At 41.2% G+C, this 16,832-nt stretch carries 16 protein-coding genes and 1 pseudogene; 12 read left to right on the forward strand and 5 right to left on the reverse strand.

What is annotated here, in order from left to right:
* Positions 1-118: 118 nt before the first annotated feature.
* Positions 119-961, forward strand: a complete 843-nt coding sequence (locus tag Len3610_RS17665; protein ID WP_176449104.1) for a sulfurtransferase — start codon at positions 119-121, stop codon at positions 959-961.
* Between the two features lie 2 nt (positions 962-963).
* Positions 964-1,530, forward strand: coding sequence for a DNA-3-methyladenine glycosylase I (locus Len3610_RS17670; protein ID WP_217994038.1), 567 nt, complete (start codon positions 964-966; stop codon positions 1,528-1,530).
* 77 nt (positions 1,531-1,607) lie between these two features.
* On the opposite strand, the gene ald is transcribed toward Len3610_RS17670, so the two are convergent.
* Together ald and Len3610_RS17680 are read right to left on the reverse strand one after the other, a co-directional pair.
* Complete coding sequence (gene ald, locus Len3610_RS17675; RefSeq protein ID WP_176449106.1) at positions 1,608-2,726, reverse strand: alanine dehydrogenase; 1,119 nt, start codon at positions 2,724-2,726, stop codon at positions 1,608-1,610.
* 118 nt (positions 2,727-2,844) lie between these two features.
* On the reverse strand, positions 2,845-4,095 hold the full coding sequence (locus Len3610_RS17680; RefSeq protein ID WP_176449107.1) for a PucR family transcriptional regulator: 1,251 nt from the start codon (positions 4,093-4,095) through the stop codon (positions 2,845-2,847).
* A gap of 169 nt (positions 4,096-4,264) precedes the next feature.
* Between Len3610_RS17680 and Len3610_RS17685 the strand changes: the two genes are divergently transcribed.
* Positions 4,265-5,323, forward strand: a complete 1,059-nt coding sequence (locus Len3610_RS17685; protein ID WP_176449108.1) for a YkvI family membrane protein — start codon at positions 4,265-4,267, stop codon at positions 5,321-5,323.
* Positions 5,324-5,453: 130 nt separating this feature from the next.
* Here the strand turns inward: Len3610_RS17685 and Len3610_RS17690 are convergent, their stop codons facing one another.
* On the reverse strand, positions 5,454-5,993 hold the full coding sequence (locus Len3610_RS17690; protein WP_176449109.1) for an HD domain-containing protein: 540 nt from the start codon (positions 5,991-5,993) through the stop codon (positions 5,454-5,456).
* 235 nt (positions 5,994-6,228) lie between these two features.
* Between Len3610_RS17690 and fni the strand changes: the two genes are divergently transcribed.
* The 9 genes and pseudogenes from fni to Len3610_RS17730 all read left to right on the forward strand — a co-directional run bounded on the left by fni (position 6,229) and on the right by Len3610_RS17730 (position 15,053).
* Positions 6,229-7,278 (forward strand): type 2 isopentenyl-diphosphate Delta-isomerase, encoded by a 1,050-nt coding sequence (gene fni, locus Len3610_RS17695; protein ID WP_176449110.1) that lies wholly within the window; start codon positions 6,229-6,231, stop codon positions 7,276-7,278.
* Between the two features lie 243 nt (positions 7,279-7,521).
* The gene (locus Len3610_RS17700) at positions 7,522-8,385 is read left to right on the forward strand and encodes an MBL fold metallo-hydrolase (protein WP_176449111.1); all 864 of its coding nucleotides are present in this window, start codon (positions 7,522-7,524) and stop codon (positions 8,383-8,385) included.
* A gap of 173 nt (positions 8,386-8,558) precedes the next feature.
* The gene (locus tag Len3610_RS17705; protein WP_176449112.1) at positions 8,559-9,284 is read left to right on the forward strand and encodes a DsbA family oxidoreductase; all 726 of its coding nucleotides are present in this window, start codon (positions 8,559-8,561) and stop codon (positions 9,282-9,284) included.
* Positions 9,285-9,814: 530 nt separating this feature from the next.
* A pseudogene (locus tag Len3610_RS21950) lies at positions 9,815-10,617 on the forward strand (iron chelate uptake ABC transporter family permease subunit).
* 299 nt (positions 10,618-10,916) lie between these two features.
* Positions 10,917-11,234 (forward strand): hypothetical protein, encoded by a 318-nt coding sequence (locus Len3610_RS21955; protein WP_369693602.1) that lies wholly within the window; start codon positions 10,917-10,919, stop codon positions 11,232-11,234.
* Between the two features lie 24 nt (positions 11,235-11,258).
* The gene (locus Len3610_RS21960) at positions 11,259-11,591 is read left to right on the forward strand and encodes an iron chelate uptake ABC transporter family permease subunit (RefSeq protein ID WP_369693603.1); all 333 of its coding nucleotides are present in this window, start codon (positions 11,259-11,261) and stop codon (positions 11,589-11,591) included.
* On the forward strand, positions 11,588-12,361 hold the full coding sequence (locus tag Len3610_RS17720; RefSeq protein ID WP_176449113.1) for an iron ABC transporter ATP-binding protein: 774 nt from the start codon (positions 11,588-11,590) through the stop codon (positions 12,359-12,361). Before Len3610_RS21960 ends, Len3610_RS17720 begins: the two co-directional genes overlap by 4 nt.
* A gap of 577 nt (positions 12,362-12,938) precedes the next feature.
* Positions 12,939-13,988 carry a siderophore ABC transporter substrate-binding protein gene (locus Len3610_RS17725; RefSeq protein ID WP_176449735.1) on the forward strand — a complete coding sequence of 350 codons (1,050 nt, stop codon included), beginning with the start codon at positions 12,939-12,941 and terminating at the stop codon, positions 13,986-13,988.
* A gap of 306 nt (positions 13,989-14,294) precedes the next feature.
* Positions 14,295-15,053: a SurA N-terminal domain-containing protein gene (locus Len3610_RS17730; RefSeq protein ID WP_176449114.1), complete on the forward strand. Its 759-nt coding sequence runs from the start codon at positions 14,295-14,297 to the stop codon at positions 15,051-15,053.
* 62 nt (positions 15,054-15,115) lie between these two features.
* On the opposite strand, the gene hisC is transcribed toward Len3610_RS17730, so the two are convergent.
* A complete protein-coding gene (gene hisC, locus Len3610_RS17735; RefSeq protein WP_176449115.1) occupies positions 15,116-16,192 on the reverse strand; it encodes a histidinol-phosphate transaminase in 1,077 nt (358 codons plus the stop codon).
* Positions 16,185-16,829: a bifunctional phosphoribosyl-AMP cyclohydrolase/phosphoribosyl-ATP diphosphatase HisIE gene (gene hisIE, locus Len3610_RS17740; RefSeq protein WP_176449116.1), complete on the reverse strand. Its 645-nt coding sequence runs from the start codon at positions 16,827-16,829 to the stop codon at positions 16,185-16,187. The genes hisC and hisIE overlap by 8 nt, the downstream gene beginning before the upstream one ends.
* Between the last annotated feature and the right edge of the window lie 3 nt (positions 16,830-16,832).

Raw genomic sequence — 16,832 nt, forward strand, 5'->3', positions numbered from 1 at the left:
TTTTACTGTCTGAAAATGAAGATTAACTCGTGCTGTTCATTGGCTTTTCCATCAGTTAGAATAAGAAGTGAAAACAATGAACGGGAATGGCGATAAATTTTAACTTGGAGGGTTTTAAATGTCTGTTGTGGTGAGTGCTGAATGGCTGAATGAACAATTGGAAAAGGCCTCTGACAAAACGGTGGTAGTGGATACACGTTTTCAACTGCAGGATGAGGATGCCGGCAGAAAAGCATATTTGGAAGGCCATATTCCGCAAGCGGTTTACTTGGATTTAAACAAAGATTTATCTGAAAAGCCAGCTAAACATGGCGGCAGTCATCCATTGCCTGATATGGAGATGTTTGCTGCCAAAATAGGCAACATCGGCATTGATCATGATAAAACGGTCGTTATTTATGATCAGCAGAATGATATGTTCGCCGCACGCCTCTGGTGGCTCTTGCAATACATGGGTCATGAAGATGTTCATTTACTTGATGGCGGTCTTGATCAATGGGTGAAATCAGGTTATACCGTCACAACAGAAATGCCGGCCCTTGAAGCGAAGGGATTTAAACCAGCATTTCAGGAAAATGACGTTGCAGATATTGAGGAAGTCATGGACAAACTGCAGAATCAGGCAGCTGCGTTAATTGATTCACGCTCAAGAGACCGCTATCTTGGTAAAACCGAACCACTTTATAAAAAGGCCGGTCATATTCCTGGTGCTAAAAATTTCTTTTGGAAGAATGTTTTCGACACAGATGGAAAATGGAAAGGAACTGCAGAAATCGAAAAAAACTTTGATGCTTTATCCAAAGATGACGAGATTATCGTGTCGTGTGGATCCGGTGTTTCCGCATGTCCAAACATCCTTGCATTGAAGTCGGCCGGTTACGAAAATGTGAAACTTTATCCCGGCAGTTTCAGTGACTGGATTTCCTATGATGACAATAAAGTTGAGACAAAGGAAGAATGATCATGAACAAAAAACGCTGTGCCTGGGTAACAGATGACCCAATCTATATTGAATACCATGATCATGAGTGGGGAAGGCCGACCCATGATGATCAGAAATTATTTGAAATGCTTTCTCTGGAAGGTGCGCAGGCAGGTCTGAGTTGGATTACAATCCTTAAGCGCAGGGAAGGCTACCGGAAAGCATTTGATAATTTTGATCCTGAAAAAATCGCTCATTACGATAGTGATAAGATTCATAAACTGATTCAGGACAAGAATATTATCCGGAACAGACGTAAAATTGAATCCGTCATCACCAATGCCATGGCCGTATTGAGGATTCAGCGGGAATTCGGCAGCTTTGATGCATATATCTGGCAATTTGTCGGTGGAGAGCCAATTGGAAATGACTGGTCCGAGCATGCTGAGGTTCCCACGTCTACCAAAGAATCCGAACAAATGAGCAAAGACCTGAAAAAACGCGGCTTTAAATTTGTCGGACCAACGATATGCTATGCATTCATGCAGGCAACAGGAATGGTCAATGATCATACAAAAGATTGTTTTCTCGGGGGCCATGAAGTCTGACCCCCTTGTCCCGTTCTGCACAAAAACCCCTCCCTGTATAAACAGGAAGGGGGATTTCAGCTTTGTTCGAGCAATGTTTATTCATTCATGGCTTCTTCAACCGAAACATAATCGAATTCTAAGTCGCGGGCAACGGCTTCATAGGTGACTTTTCCACCTGCGACATTGACACCGGTGCTGATTGCCGGATTATCCTGAATCGCTTTAGCCAATCCTTTTTTAGCAATCTGTACCGCATATGGGACGGTCACGTTGGTTAAGCCGACAGTTGCTGTACGTGGCACGGCACCTGGGATGTTGGCCACAGCGTAATGCAGGACGTCGTGTTTAGTGTAGATTGGATCATCGTGTGTTGTTGGATGATCGACCGTTTCAAAGTTTCCGCCTTGGTCAATGGCAACATCAACAATAACCGAACCTGGCTGCATGCTCTTAACCATTTCTTCTGATACCAGCTTAGGCGCTTTGGCCCCTGGAATGAGTACCGATCCAATGACGAGATCTGACGCCTTTACCGCTTCGGCAATGTTAAACGGATTGGACATGAGTGTTTGCACACTGGATCCGAACATTTCGTCCAATTCACGCAAGCGGGCCGGATTCAGGTCAAGGATGTTCACTTGTGCGCCAAGTCCTGCTGCGATTTTTGCCGCATTCGCACCAACAACACCACCGCCAATCACGGTTACCGTACCGCGTTTAACACCTGGAATACCATTGAGAACGATCCCTTTACCGCCCTCCAATTTTTCCAGATAACGTGTTCCGATTTGGGTTGCCATTTTTCCGGCAACTTCACTCATTGGTGTCAGCAATGGCAATGTACCGTTCGTTGTAATGGTTTCATAGGCGATAGCTGTGACGCCATTTTCAACAAATGCTTTTGCCAGCTCAGGTTCAGCAGCCAAGTGAAGATATGTGAACACGATGAGCCCTTTGCGGAAGTATTTATACTCAGATGGCAATGGCTCTTTCACTTTCATGATCATATCTGCTTTTTCCCAAACATCTGAAGCGTTTTCAGAAATGTCAGCACCAGAAGCTTTGTACTCTTCATCTGTAAAACTGCTGCCAAGTCCGGCACCTTTTTCAACAATAACTGTTTGCCCGGCATTGACTAAATTATCCACACCAGCTGGCGTCATGGCAACTCGGTTCTCATTGTTCTTTATTTCCTTTGGCACCCCAATAATCATATATACCATCTCCTTGATAGCAAGTTTATATCTCTATCATACGCGTTTTGTATCGCATAAACTTCATTAAATAAAATAAAAGTTATAGGCGTTGTTTGTGTTTTTACACAAATAATGCCTATGTCAATTCATTGATGACGAGGTCAAGATAGACGGCTGTTTTTTGGCTGGGATCATTCAGGTCAAACTCGGCGATTTCACGAATTCGCTTTAAACGATAATTCATTGTATTGGAATGAATGAAAAGTTTTCTCGCTGCTTCTGTTGTATTGGAGTCTGTTTGCAGATAGACATACAGTGTCGGCAATAATGATGTATGGTTTTGCGCATCATAGGCACGAAGCCGTTCAACATACGGATTGGTATAGCCGATCTGGTTTCTGATCGTGGCTAAATCATCAGCGAATTCATAAACGCCCAGATCTTCATAAGCGATTAGATGGTCCAGTTTGTTTGGGAATTTATGTTTCACCTCTGTAACTTTCAGAGCTTGTTTGTATGAATCTTTTATATGACTGGGAGATTCATAGACAAAACCTGATGTGCCACGGATGCCGTTGATTTGAAACTGAGCATTGATTTTATCAATAAACTGCCGGATAAAATCCTGTACAGCCTTTGTAGCATGTTCACCCTTGTTCACACGGGTAATCATAATGAAATCATTGTCATCAAACAGCCGGAAAAGGACCTGAACCCTCACTTGAGTTTCCACTAAATAATAAGCGTGTATTTTCATGCGTTCTGTAACCTGGTTGGGGAATTGAATGATGGCCACCGCCAATTTGCCGTCCAGGTTTATGTTGTACTGTTCGGCTTTCCGTAAAATATGACCATCTTCCGTCAGATCCCCTGTCAGGAGCTGCCAGAAAAAATCATTATGGCCTTGCTCGGATGTTTCTTTTGCCTGGTGCCGTTTCAGCAGGAGCTTCTTAACTTGCAAGGCGGCTTCTTTCAAGGATTGCAGCTCTTTTTCGTTAAGTTGTTTATCGGCTGTATGTGCCCAGATAAAGCCGAGGATTTCATTCTTTTTCCGGATGGAAACGGCAACACGATTGCTAAGCCCGATCTCGTCTATTTCAGGGATGATAACCGGATCATCATTGTCGATCAGTTTAGGCATAACACCCTTTTTCCAAAGCCCATTAAGCACTTTATCCGGAACTTTCCGGTTCATAATTGTCGAAATTCGAGCCTCATCAATGTTTTCGCTATGTTTGCTGTAAGAGACAACATGATGGTGGGAGTCTTCTATGGTTATCGGGCATTCAAAAACTTCCGCGATATAATCGGCCAGATTTTCCGGTGAATCAATGATATCATTTAAATGTTGTTTAAATTGCCCCGGATGGTTTAAAATATTATTCATGTTTCCCTTCCTCTATCTACTAGTCTACTAGTTTGATTTCATGATAAAAACGTAACGATTTGTGTAAAAGAACGAATTGCTTACTTTATATTTTAGCTGATAGACAAAATGATTTAAACTATTATCTGCTACACTTATTTGAAGAGGCATCTAAGGGGGAAAAATACAGATGAAAAAAATCCTGAGAATTGGAAGCGCTTTTATCGGAATCATTGTCGGGGCAGGTCTTGCGTCCGGACAGGAAATCTTACAGTACTTTACCAGTTTTGGCTTATGGGGTATTGCCGGGGCGGTTGTGACAACTGCTTTGTTCGCATATGTCGGCATGATGCTCGTATGGCTGGGCAGCCGGGCGAAGAACCCATCGCATAAAGAGGTGATTTATGGCGTCAGCGGACGTTTTCTTGGCTTGGTCATTGATTATATTCTGATTTTCACTTTATTTGGTGTCGGTGTTGTCATGGTTGCCGGGGCCGGTTCCAATCTTAATCAGCAGTTTGACATACCGGTTGTTGTCGGGACAACTTTAATGCTGATCCTGTTGCTCATGACAGGTATGTTAAACGTTGACCGGGTCGTGTCGATTATCAGCGGCATCACACCATTTCTTATTATCTTTGTTGTGATCGTTTCCATTTACAGCTTTATGACGATGGATGATTCGTTTATTAATCTGGACAGTATTGCAAGAGAACATCCGACGAGTCTGCCAAATTGGTTTATTTCAGCCATTAACTATGTATCGTTTAATACGGCAGTCGGAGCATCAATGGCAATCGTCACAGGAGCTGCTGAAACAGACCGGAAGACAGCGGCATGGGGCGGCTTGGCCGGTGGTATTGGTCTGGGTCTGGTTATTCTGTTTAGTCATTTGGCTATTTTCGCTAAAATTGAAGATGTTGGCAGTCTGGAATTACCAACGCTTGGAATTGTAAATGACATTTCACCGGTTTTAGGTGTGATCATGTCCATCGTATTATTTGCCATGATTTTTAATACAGCCATCAGTATGTTTTTCTCTTTTGGCGCCCGCTTTACCGAAGCAGGGACGAAGAAATTCAAAATCTTTTTTGTGATAACAGTGATTGTCGGCTATGCCGCAAGTTTTGTCGGATTTACCGATCTTGTTTCCTCACTCTATCCTTTTATCGGTTATCTCGGACTTGTGCTCATCGTCGTGCTTATCGTTGCACCATTCATTATTGGAAAACGGGGAAGAAGGGGCTAATGCCACGTCCCGTTCATAGCATGAAACAGGCAAATTTTCTGGGCAGGTCCCACGAACATTTGCCTTTTTCTTTGTGCTATTTCGTTTGGCACGTGCAAATATATTTTTGGGAAAATAATCAAAAAATCAATCAGCCAAACATCCGCTTTACTGCCTCTTGGAATTCCCGAAAATAATCCGGTATGTCATCGTCAGCCAATCCGGCCTCCATATTCTCAGCGATTGACGCGTTATACCACTTCTGTTCATCATATCCTGCGTTAAAATTGTCCCACAACGCATCGCCCTGGCGTTCAAATTCTTTTTCCATCGATAAAAGGTTATCCAATTTATCCGCAACAATCAGATATTTCACGTCCTTTGCGGCATATTTAACCGTATCAATGGTGTGCTGTTTTCGCTGGCGCCATGTTTTTGATTTGTCTTCTGTATGAAGAGAGACAAGCCGGGCAACCTGAATGCCAAATGCTGCTTCAATATCTTCTATTTCATATGGTGTGTCCTCTGCAACGTCGTGCAGGTAACCGGCCGAAATCAGTTCATCGCTGAATCCTGAGTCTTCCAGTCGCTTAGCTACGCGTATAGGATGGGTGATATACGGGGTGCCGGAGCTTTTGCGTGTCTGGCCTTCATGGGCTTTTTCGGCAAAAGTTCTGGCTCGTTGTTTCATCAATTTTCCTCCAGTCAGGCATTTGATATTGTAAGATAGTGTAGCATTTGGTTAACCTATATTCAAAGGATGCACCGCAGTAATAGTCTGAGTGAACTATTGCAGTAATGATTTGATGATAATGGCCCCCATTAGAGGGGGTTTGGATTTTTCGTAATTCCGATGTTCATGATTCCATAAACGTTAAAAACTTGGTATGATAGGAGTAACGACATTTAAGTTAGGATGAATCGTGATGGCTGAAGGAATTAACAAACGTAAAACGGAGCATATACGACTGTGTTTAAACGATAATGTGGAAGGTGTGGATAAGTCAACAGGGCTTGAGGGGATTTCGTTCATACATAACGCACTGCCGGAGATAAATTTTGCCGATATAGAGACGGGCACCCATTTTCTGGACAAGCCACTCAATGCCCCTTTCCTCGTCAGTTCGATGACGGGCGGGTCGGAGCTGGCGGCGCAAATCAACCGGAATCTGGCGAAAGCAGCTGAACAAAAAGGCTGGGCTGTAGCACTTGGCTCAACAAGAGCTTTATTGGAAAGTGATGCGCATCAGGAGTCGTTTTTGATCCGTAAGCATGCACCGACTGTTCCGCTGATTGCTAATATAGGAGCAGTACAATTGAATTACGGTTACGGAGCCGAAGAGTGTCGGCGGATTGTTGAGTTGACGGGTGCCGACTCGATTCTTCTGCATTTTAATCCGCTGCAGGAAGCTGTCCAGGATGAAGGTGATTTGAATTTCGAGAACCTGCTGCCGAAAATTGAAAAAGTCTGCTCTGCTTTAGATGTTCCTGTTGGCGCTAAGGAAGTCGGCTTTGGAATCGACGGCACCATCGCCAAAAAACTATACGATGCAGGCGTATCTTATATTGATGTGGCAGGCGCCGGTGGAACATCCTGGAGTCAGGTTGAAAAACTAAGGTCCAATGACCCGCTGAAAAAAGCTGCAGCGGAAGCATTCAATAACTGGGGAATCCCGACAAAGGACTGCATTGTTTCGGTCAGAAGTGCGCTGCCGGATGTTCCGGTCGTTTCCAGTGGTGGCATGAAAACGGGGATGGATGCAGCAAAAGCCTTGACAATCGGAGCGGACGTCATAGGTTTTGCGAGAAAACTGCTGCAGGCAGCAACTGAGTCGGATGCAGCCGTTATTGAAACGATGGAACAAATAGAGCTTGAACTGAAGATGACGATGTTTGGCGTGGGAGCCAAAACGCTGGATGACTTGAAAAATACAAAACGCGTATCGATCATGGGCAAATCATTGTTGGAAGACTAGTTAAAAGAGCTGTTTACTGTATCAGTAAGCAGCTCTTTTATTGTTTATAAAACGACGGAAAATATAAAAACGCCAAAGTGTGAGTGGAAAACGCCAAAGTTCAGTCCAAAAACGCCAAAGTTAAAGTAAGAAACGCCAAAGTTAGTTGGAAAAACGCCAAACATCAGGTTAACGTTTGATTCAAGAAACATGGTTATAATCCGGAAATCTTCAAATACTAAAGTGAAAAAGGAGGTTTTCATAATGGACAAAGAAATGCATGAACCAAGAGACAATAAATTCATTCCGATGACATCGGTTACGAGCGGTACAGGACGAGAAGTTATTAATGATGTGTATTATTATACAGATCAGATTGCAAATATTGCTTTTCTCGGTTATCCGGATAGAGGTGATTGGGTGTTGGTTGATGCCGGACTGCCGGGTGCTGCTGATGAAATCCGCTCAGTTGCGGCCGAGCGTTTTGGAGAGGACAGCAGGCCATCTGCCATTATTCTGACGCATGGGCATTTCGATCATGTCGGTGGTTTGCTTGAGCTAGTAGATGAATGGAATGTCCCGGTATACGCCCATGAATTGGAAATGCCATATTTAACCGGTGAAAAGAGTTATCCAGAGCCGGATCCGGGTGTAGAAGGAGGCACATTAGCCAAGATATCCGGCATTTACCCAAATGAACCGATTAATTTAGGTAACGCCGTAAAACCATTGCCGGATGACAATACAATCCCCGGTCTGGAGGATTGGGAATGGATCCACACCCCCGGACATTCGCCGGGTCATGTAGCATTTTACCGGGAAAAGGATTCATTGCTCCTATCAGGGGATGCATTCATCACGGTGAGACAAGATTCGTTTTACAATGTATTGATGCAAAATGATGAAGTCAATGGACCACCACGTTACTTAACAACGGATTGGGATGCTGCCAAAAAATCCGTGGAAAAATTGGAAGCACTCAACCCTGGTATGGTGGTGCCCGGTCATGGAACAGCTATGGAAGGAGAGGAGCTGAAAGAAGGTTTGAGTCATCTTGTTCAAACGTTTGATCAAACTGCAGTACCAGACTACGGCCGTTATGTTGACGAACAAGATAAACAACATTAATCCGAAAAAAGAAATTTTAATTGGAACAAAATAGGGAGGTACCGGTTATCTTTGCCGTTTCCTCCCATTCATCTAAACACGTTCGTTTCTGAAAAACGTTGTTCATCCAAGCATAATATTTAATTTTAAAGTTGAGCCTGTGCTAAAATAACAGACAGAAATGAGGTGTTTAAATGAATATAGAGGTATGGTCAGATTTTGTATGTCCGTTTTGTTATATAGGTAAACGCAGATTGGAATCGGCTCTGGAGCAATTTCAACATAGTGATGATATAGAACTCGCGTATAAAAGTTATGAACTGGATCCGGAGGCTGAAGTGAATCCTGGTCAGAATATGCATGAATATCTGGCTGCTAAAAAAGGAATGTCTTATGAACAGGCAAAAAGCATGAATGAAAGTCTGGGAGAACAGGCTGCAGAAGTTGGATTAACATACCATTTTGATTCGATGCAGCACACGAATACATTTGATGCGCACCGTGTCGCCAAGTATGCCGCTGAAAAAGGCAAAGGGAAAGAAATGACGGAGCGCCTCTTGAAAGCTTATTTTACAGATTCGGAATTGATCAGTGACCACGCAACATTGATTAAACTTGCTGGTGAAGTTGGTCTGGATGAGGATGATGTGACAGCCTTGCTGAAGGTGGATGATTATGCTATCCATGTACGGGCCGATGAAGAGCAAGCGAGACAATTGGGCGTGCAAGGCGTCCCATTCTTTGTTTTTAACGAAAAGTACGCTGTATCCGGCGCCCAGCCACAGGAAGTCTTCACTGAAGTGCTGCAAAAAGTATGGGATGAAGAGAATGAAAAACCGGTATTGCAATCATTAGATCCAAAAAAATCAAAAACCACATATTGCACGGATGAGGGCTGCGAAACTGTGGAAGACGATTAACGTCATTATGATTCAGACTGCGATAAAAAAATCAATTTATATGAAATGAGCAAAAAGAACCTTTAAAACGTGATGTCACGTTTTAAAGGTTCTTTATATGTTTACAAATTTTTTTATAAATTATGTTGCAGTTGTCACAAAATCTGCTATAATTGAGTCAGCATCTAATTGATAATGATTTTCATTATTAATTAGAATCTATAAAAAATAATAATCATTTTAATGTGTATTCGAGGGTTTTTTATGAAGATTTGGCATCTGGTGATGGTAGCAATTAAGTAAAAATAAAATTCGTTTCATCGACTGCCCTGGGTACATTGGATTCATCCGGATCGGGCATTTTGCTTGCGCTGATGGTTTACTTTCAGACATATTATTTATTCTGACAGAAGACCAAAAGCAACTACAGCATGCGGCATGGAAGTAGAATAACGCGACTGAATATTAATTGCTGGAATGAGTATGAGTGGCGTTGGCCTCATTATGTAGCAGTTAAGCAGGAATCAACAAACAAGTTGTGAGGTTTAAGTATGAGACTATGGATATTAATAATTGTAACTATCATTCTGTCAGTGATATCGCTATTTTTAGGTGCGATAGATATTAGCTTAAATGACTTGCTGGATTTAGATTCGGATGAACTGCAAATCTTTTTAATAAGTCGAGTGCCCCGGTTATTGGCCATTATAATGGCAGGCGCAGGAATGAGTATAGCTGGTCTGATTATGCAGAGTTTGAGTCGGAATAAATTTGTATCTCCAACAACAGCTGGAACATTAGATGCAGCTAGACTGGGGATCATGATGTCTATGCTGTTTATTACAAATGTCACGTACACACAGCAAGTTATATTCAGCTTCGCGTTCTCTTTAATAGGTACATTCCTTTTTATGCAAATTCTGGACCGCATTAAATTTAAAGACGTTATATTTGTTCCATTAATTGGGATTAATGTTATGGGGATTATATTCTATATTTACGCAAATAAATTTACTGTTGCCGGTATGGGAGAGGATTTTGCAAAAACTTAGGGATGAGTTATAAAGGTAGTCCTTAATTTAGGTCTTATTCTTGTCGCCATTATTTCTAACATCCGGTCGTAATTAACTTGTCCGGTGTTATTCCGTTTTTTTAGGTTATTGTACCTAACATCGTGTCTTTTTTTAAGGGAGATAACATTCCGTAAAACAATTACTCTTACAATGGTAGTCGGAGTTGCATTTTTAATTAATTTGCGACATAAATCGGTCGTATCATCGTATATCGTATGAGATACCAAGCAAACGTTACAGTGGCAGTATTTGGCAGTGCAATCTTCTTTAATTTTTGTTAGTTATTTAGGGGGAGAAGCATATGCAGAAAATAGTAAGAGGTTTGATTTTTTTAGCGGTACTAGTCATATAGTGTTTTATTGTATGCATTTTATGATATAAAGGGTGGTTTTGATTATGCCTTTCCAAGACGTGTTATTCGTATAGCGGCCATGATGGTTACGGGAATAGCTATTTCTTATGCAACAGTTGCGTTCCATACCATTACACACGTATATTAACCCTTCCATTATGGGGATTGAACTCCATGTTATGAAGTTGTGCCAGACTCATTTTCTTTTTTGGCAGGATCGACGTCGATTTGGGTGTCAAACTATTTGAACTTTGGTGCAGCGCTTATTGCAATGGTTTCTATCGCGCTAATTTTATAATCGGTTCTATTTCAGAACAAAAAATAATATCCAATCTATTTATTTTGCTGTTAGTTGGTATCATTTTAGGAACGCTTCTCGGGAGTTTTGTAACGTTTCTCCAGGTTTTAATTGACCCTGTGGAGTATATAGCCTGCAAACATTCATTGCAAGTTTCACTGATGCAAGCAGAATTTTGTAATGTTGGCGAATTGCCATGTTTAGTCGTTGCATTTTTATTTACGGCCATCGTATTATGCATCAGCTGAAATTTATGTGTTGGGTCGTGAAAAATGCTATCAAATCTTGGTATAAATTACGACCGTATGGTAATGAATATTCTAATTTTAGCTTCGGTGTTGATTGCGACGTCAACAGCGTTAGTTGGCCCGATTACGTTCTTAGGTTTATTGGTAGCAAACTTGTCCTATCAATACCTGGTTACATATAAGCACTCAATCCTAATATTAGGAGCAAGTCTTATAAGTATTATTGCGTTAGTAGGGGGACAGTTTATTGTTGAACATATATTTGAATTGAGAACGACTTTGAGCGTTATTATTAATTTCATTGGTGGTATTTACTTCATTTACTTATTATTAAAGGAAAGCAGGGGGATAAAATGATTGAAATCAATGAGTTGACGAAGCGATTTGGTAAAAAAGATGTTGTGGATAAAGTTTCCGTAAACATTAAGCCTGGGACGATAACGTCATTTATCGGTCCGAATGGGGCTGGAAAATCTACATTATTGTCAATGGTGAGCCGGTTTTTGGATTCTGATACCGGTGAAGTATTAGTTGACCAGGAAAACGTGAAAAAGTGGAAGTCGAATGATTTTGCAAAACGTGTTTCAATTTTAAAACAGTCCAACTTTTTAAATGTCCGTTTAACGGTACGTGAATTAATTTCATTTGGCCGATATCCGTATTCTAAAGGCCGCTTGACAGCAGAAGATGAAACGTTTGTCGATCAAGCTATTGATTATATGAACTTGCAGGATATGGCGGATCAGTTGATTGACGAGTTATCTGGTGGACAGAAACAGCGTGCATTTATCGCGATGGTCATTGCTCAGGATACAGAATATATATTACTTGATGAGCCTTTAAACAACTTGGACATGAAGCATTCTGTGCAAATTATGAAAACACTAAGGAAGCTTGTGAACGAACTTGGTAAAACGGTTGTTATTGTGTTGCATGATATTAATTTTGCATCTGTCTATTCAGATCGTATTGCCGCATTAAAGGATGGAAAATTAGTAAAAAACGGTCCGACACAAGAAATTATTAATTCCAAAACGCTTCGTGAAATTTATGAAATGGATATACCCGTTCATGAACAGAACGACGGTTGTCGTATTTGTGTTTATTTTAACGCGCGTGCAAATTAGCCGGAAATTTACACATATTAATTGATGATTGTATATTAAACACATTTTCATTTAATTTTTATCTCTGAACAGCCCGTATAAACGTAACCCCCTTCGTTAGGTACGGGTGGTTTTGTGAATAACAGCAAAGTATACAGAACGCCCTTCATTAAAGGCGTTATACAACAATATATAATAGTTCAAAAATTTCATATAAATTTGGCTCTTCACCATAATCTATGGTTGATAAATCAAATTTAATTTGATGATTACGATCGCTACGGGAAAACACTACGCTTTCCGTGGGCCCCGAGCTCGAGCCTCCTCGAAAAAAGAAGTTCGCTTTTTTCTGTGGGGTCTTCACACTGCGCTTTCCCACAAGAGTCTACGTGTTTTTCCTCCGCTATCTAGTTGCTAATGCCATATTTATTCATATATTTCAACCCTGGATTTTGGCGTTGACCCATAAATTTTTGAAAAAATTCGTATAAGGCATTGACGAAAATGATTAATGATTCTATAATCGTTACAACCTTAATTGATAATGATTATCATTATTGATTGAACGGTTAAAATAATATGAGGAGGAATAAATATGATGCAAAAGAGGATAATACTTGGCATTACTTTTGCGATGCTGGTGCTCTTTCTTATAGCTTGTGGCGGGTCTAATAATGAATCTGCTGGTGAAGAAAATACAGCTTCTTCCGGGGACGGAACAACTGAAGAGGATACAGAAGAGAATGCAGAAGAAACTGGTTCTACATATCCAATGACAGTTTCTCCAACGCTTTCTTCACATGAAAGCAGAAATGGAACTCAAAGTAATTTTAACGATGTAAATTTTGAGTCCCAGCCTGAAAATATTGTTGTATTTGATTATGGTTTCTTGGATACACTGGATGCACTTGGTGTTGAAGGGATTGTTGGGGTTCCTCAGGGCTCTTCCGTACCATCACACCTTGAAGATTACAATTCAGATGAGTATACAAATATCGGAACATTAAAAGAACCGTTACTTGAAGATATTGCAGCATTAGAGCCGGATGTCATCTTTATCTCCGGTCGTCAAGCCGCATTCTATGATCAATTAAAAGAAATCACGCCTAATGTCGTATATGTGGGTACTGATCAAGAACAACATTGGGAAACATTTTCGGCTTCTGTAGATATAGCAGCGAAAATGTTCGGTAAACAAGCGGAAGCTGATGAATATATGGCTGATTTAAACTCTAAACAAGAAGAAATAAATAACCTTGCTTCAAATTTTGAATCAAGCTTAGTTACGATGTACAATGAAGGTCAATTATCCGGTTATTCAACCCCCTCCCGTTTTGGCTACGTTTATGATTTATACGGATTCCAGCCAGTGACAGATGATATCGAATCTTCAAGCCATGGTTCCAACTTTGGATATGAAGCAGTTTTAGAATTCAATCCGGAAGTATTATTTGTAATCGACCGTACTGCAGCTATTAGCGATGGTTCAAACATTGAGTCTGATATGGAAAATGACATTATTCAACAAACGAATGCTTATCAAAACGATCGTATTGTATACTTAGACCCTCAATTGTGGTACTTAGGTGGCGCCGGTTTACAATCCGAGCTTGCAAAAATGGAAGAAATATTAGCTGAATTGGAATAGGTTAAATCCGATTGAAATATAATTCCTGTAATTAGAGATTAATTGACGGCAATAGCACCAATGATTCACCTTGGTGTTGATAATAATAGGGTGATAATCAAGAGGGGATTGACTAATTAGTCGATCCCTTTTGTGTGGCAGAATTGAGTAAAAACCCCGATAAATTGTAACCAAAATGTTAAGAGCGTGACGAGTCCTATTGTCACAGGAATGGATTTAATTTAATGCTATAATAAAACTTGCGGTATTCCCATATAATATGTTTGAATGAAAGAACCATGTAAAGAAATGAGGGACAAGTATCTTATGAAGAAGTTTATAATGCTAATGATGGCACTGAGTTTGGCTGTCGTACTGGCAGCTTGCAACGGTGATTCTGAGAATAATGATGACAGTGGCAATGAAGGAAACGAGGATGAACAAGCTTCCCAGCAACAGGAAATGCCAGAACCTGATTTGGAAGGTGTCCCTGATGTTGTAGCGGAAGTCAATGGTGAAGAAATAACCAAAGAAGAATTTGAAAGTACTTACCAGGGGCAATTTCAGCAAATGGCTATGCAAGCACAGATGACCGGACAGGAAATTGACCAGAATCAAATGAAACAGCAGACTGCAGAAGGCATGGTTGGTACCGAGCTCATCATACAGGAAGCAAACAATCGTGATTATAGCGCGTCTGATGAGGAAGTCGACGAAACATTGAATGAATTGGCACAACAAAATCAGATCGAGTCAACAGATGAGTTCATATCGGCTCTGGAAGAACAGGGCATGGCTGAAGACGAAATTATGTCTCAGGTAGAAACACAAGTGAAAATCGATAAATTGATTGCTGAAGAATCAGGTGATCTCGAACCGACGGAAGAAGAACTGCAATCAGCTTACGATCAGTTTAAATCTCAGCAGGAGCAAATGAGTGGGGATGGTGAAGAGGCAGATATCCCTTCTTTTGATGAAATGAAATCAGATCTTGAAACACAAGTAAGGAATCAAAAACAAGGACAAGCAACACAATCCATCATTGATCAGCTTCGTGAAGATGCAGATGTGACAATCAATATATAATATCCCAAAAAGCCAGGCTCTCTCAAGATTGTGCCTGGCTTTTCTGGGTATACAGTTATATGTTAATTCTGAAGAGTGGAACTAACGGAAGACAAGGTAATATGATCCAATGCTTTTATAAAGTGTTTCATTTGCTCGTCAGTTCCGATCGTTATCCGCAGAAAGTGATTGATTTCCGGTTTTTGAAAATGACGGATCAAATATCCTTGTTGTTTCAAACGTTGATATAAGGATTCAGCTGAAATTTTATAGTGCGACACAAAAATAAAATTTGCATGCGAGGGCAGAACGTGAAATCCGCGCTTTTTCATTTCAGGGATGAGCCATTCTCTTGTCCGGATAATCTTGTGCGTCGTTTTCCGGAAATATGTTCTATCTTTAATAGCTGCTGTGGCACCTGCCATGGCCAAACGATCAACCGTGTAGGAGTTGAATGAATCTTTAATTCGAAAGAGCGCTTCAATTAAGCCTGGATCACCAATGGCAAAACCAACCCGCAGCCCGGCCAATGACCGGGATTTGGACATCGTCTGCACAATCAGCAGATTTGGGTAGCGTTTAACAAGGGAGACGGCTGAGGCGGGAGCAAAATCGACATAAGCTTCATCAATCATGACTACTTTTTCGGGATTGTTCGCAACGATTTCTTCAACTGCCTCTACATCCAAATATAATCCTGTCGGTGCATTGGGATTCGCAATGATAACACCGCCTTCAGATCCGAAAAACGCCTCAATCGGTATCGTGAAATCACGATTTAACGTTACCTCATCATAAGGAATGTTAAAAAGTTTGGCGTATACCGGGTAAAAACTGTACGTAATAGCGGGAAATCGGATTTTGGCATCCGGTTCGAAAAAAGCCATAAACGAAAACGCGAGTATTTCATCGGAGCCGTTTCCGATGAAAATATGGTCTTTATTTAGATTATAGAAATTGCCTATTTCAGTGCGAAGGTGATCAGCATCAGGCGATGGATATAAATTTAATTGTTCAGATTGAATCGCTTCAATAACATTTGGTGATGGGTCATATGGATTTTCATTTGTATTCAGTTTAACGATGCTCGGGTCATTCAGCTGCTCACCAGGCACGTACGGTTTTGCACGTTTAACGGCTTCACTCCAAAATTTATTCATCGGCACTCCCTTCCTTTACGGTATGACGTTTGGCCAGTTCCTGTTTAATATCCGTGATGGGGACTCCCATCAATTCCATCAGGACAAGTGTGTGGTAAGTAAGATCAGCCATTTCCCATACGATTTCATCATGGTCATTATTTTTGGCTCCGATAATCACTTCACTTGTTTCCTCGCCAACTTTTTTAAGAATTTTATCAATCCCTTCATTAAATAGATAGGTTGTATAAGAATCCTCTTTTGCTTCGTTACGCCGCTGTTTGATGAGGGCAGCCAGTTCATTTAATCCCATTTGATCAGGCCGGTCACGCTCTTGCAGTGTATGATAAAAACATGATTGGTTTCCGGTGTGGCACGTGGGTCCAAGCGGTTCAACCATTACCAGCAGGGAGTCGGCATCACAGTCGTAGCGGATATTTTTAACGAGCTGCCGGTTGCCTGATGTTTCACCTTTATGCCAGAGCTCCCGTCGCTTCCGGCTGAAAAACCATGTTTCACCGGTTTCGAGCGTTTTGTTCAACGATTCCTTGTTCATGTAAGCAAGTGTCAGCACTTCAGCGGTTTCGGCATCCTGAATGATTGCCGGAATCAGACCTTGCTGATCAAATGTGAGTTCGTTCAGCTGCTTGTCATACATAAC

The sequence above is a fragment of the Lentibacillus sp. CBA3610 genome (assembly GCF_013373365.1).
Lineage (GTDB): Bacteria > Bacillota > Bacilli > Bacillales > Amphibacillaceae > Lentibacillus.

Bases quoted from the DNA above. Each gene is read 5' to 3' on its own strand.
- Len3610_RS17680 (WP_176449107.1), bottom strand. From the start codon at position 4,095: ATGAATAATATTTTAAACCATCCGGGGCAATTTAAACAACATTTAAAT.
- Len3610_RS17670 (WP_217994038.1), top strand. From the start codon at position 964: ATGAACAAAAAACGCTGTGCCTGGGTAACAGATGACCCAATCTATATT.
- ald (WP_176449106.1), bottom strand. From the start codon at position 2,726: ATGATTATTGGGGTGCCAAAGGAAATAAAGAACAATGAGAACCGAGTT.
- Len3610_RS21960 (WP_369693603.1), top strand. From the start codon at position 11,259: ATGCTATCAAATCTTGGTATAAATTACGACCGTATGGTAATGAATATT.
- Len3610_RS17705 (WP_176449112.1), top strand. From the start codon at position 8,559: ATGAATATAGAGGTATGGTCAGATTTTGTATGTCCGTTTTGTTATATA.
- fni (WP_176449110.1), top strand. From the start codon at position 6,229: ATGGCTGAAGGAATTAACAAACGTAAAACGGAGCATATACGACTGTGT.
- hisIE (WP_176449116.1), bottom strand. From the start codon at position 16,829: ATGTATGACAAGCAGCTGAACGAACTCACATTTGATCAGCAAGGTCTG.
- hisC (WP_176449115.1), bottom strand. From the start codon at position 16,192: ATGAATAAATTTTGGAGTGAAGCCGTTAAACGTGCAAAACCGTACGTG.
- Len3610_RS17685 (WP_176449108.1), top strand. From the start codon at position 4,265: ATGAAAAAAATCCTGAGAATTGGAAGCGCTTTTATCGGAATCATTGTC.
- Len3610_RS17720 (WP_176449113.1), top strand. From the start codon at position 11,588: ATGATTGAAATCAATGAGTTGACGAAGCGATTTGGTAAAAAAGATGTT.
- Len3610_RS17665 (WP_176449104.1), top strand. From the start codon at position 119: ATGTCTGTTGTGGTGAGTGCTGAATGGCTGAATGAACAATTGGAAAAG.
- Len3610_RS17700 (WP_176449111.1), top strand. From the start codon at position 7,522: ATGGACAAAGAAATGCATGAACCAAGAGACAATAAATTCATTCCGATG.
- Len3610_RS17725 (WP_176449735.1), top strand. From the start codon at position 12,939: ATGCAAAAGAGGATAATACTTGGCATTACTTTTGCGATGCTGGTGCTC.
- Len3610_RS17690 (WP_176449109.1), bottom strand. From the start codon at position 5,993: ATGAAACAACGAGCCAGAACTTTTGCCGAAAAAGCCCATGAAGGCCAG.
- Len3610_RS17730 (WP_176449114.1), top strand. From the start codon at position 14,295: ATGAAGAAGTTTATAATGCTAATGATGGCACTGAGTTTGGCTGTCGTA.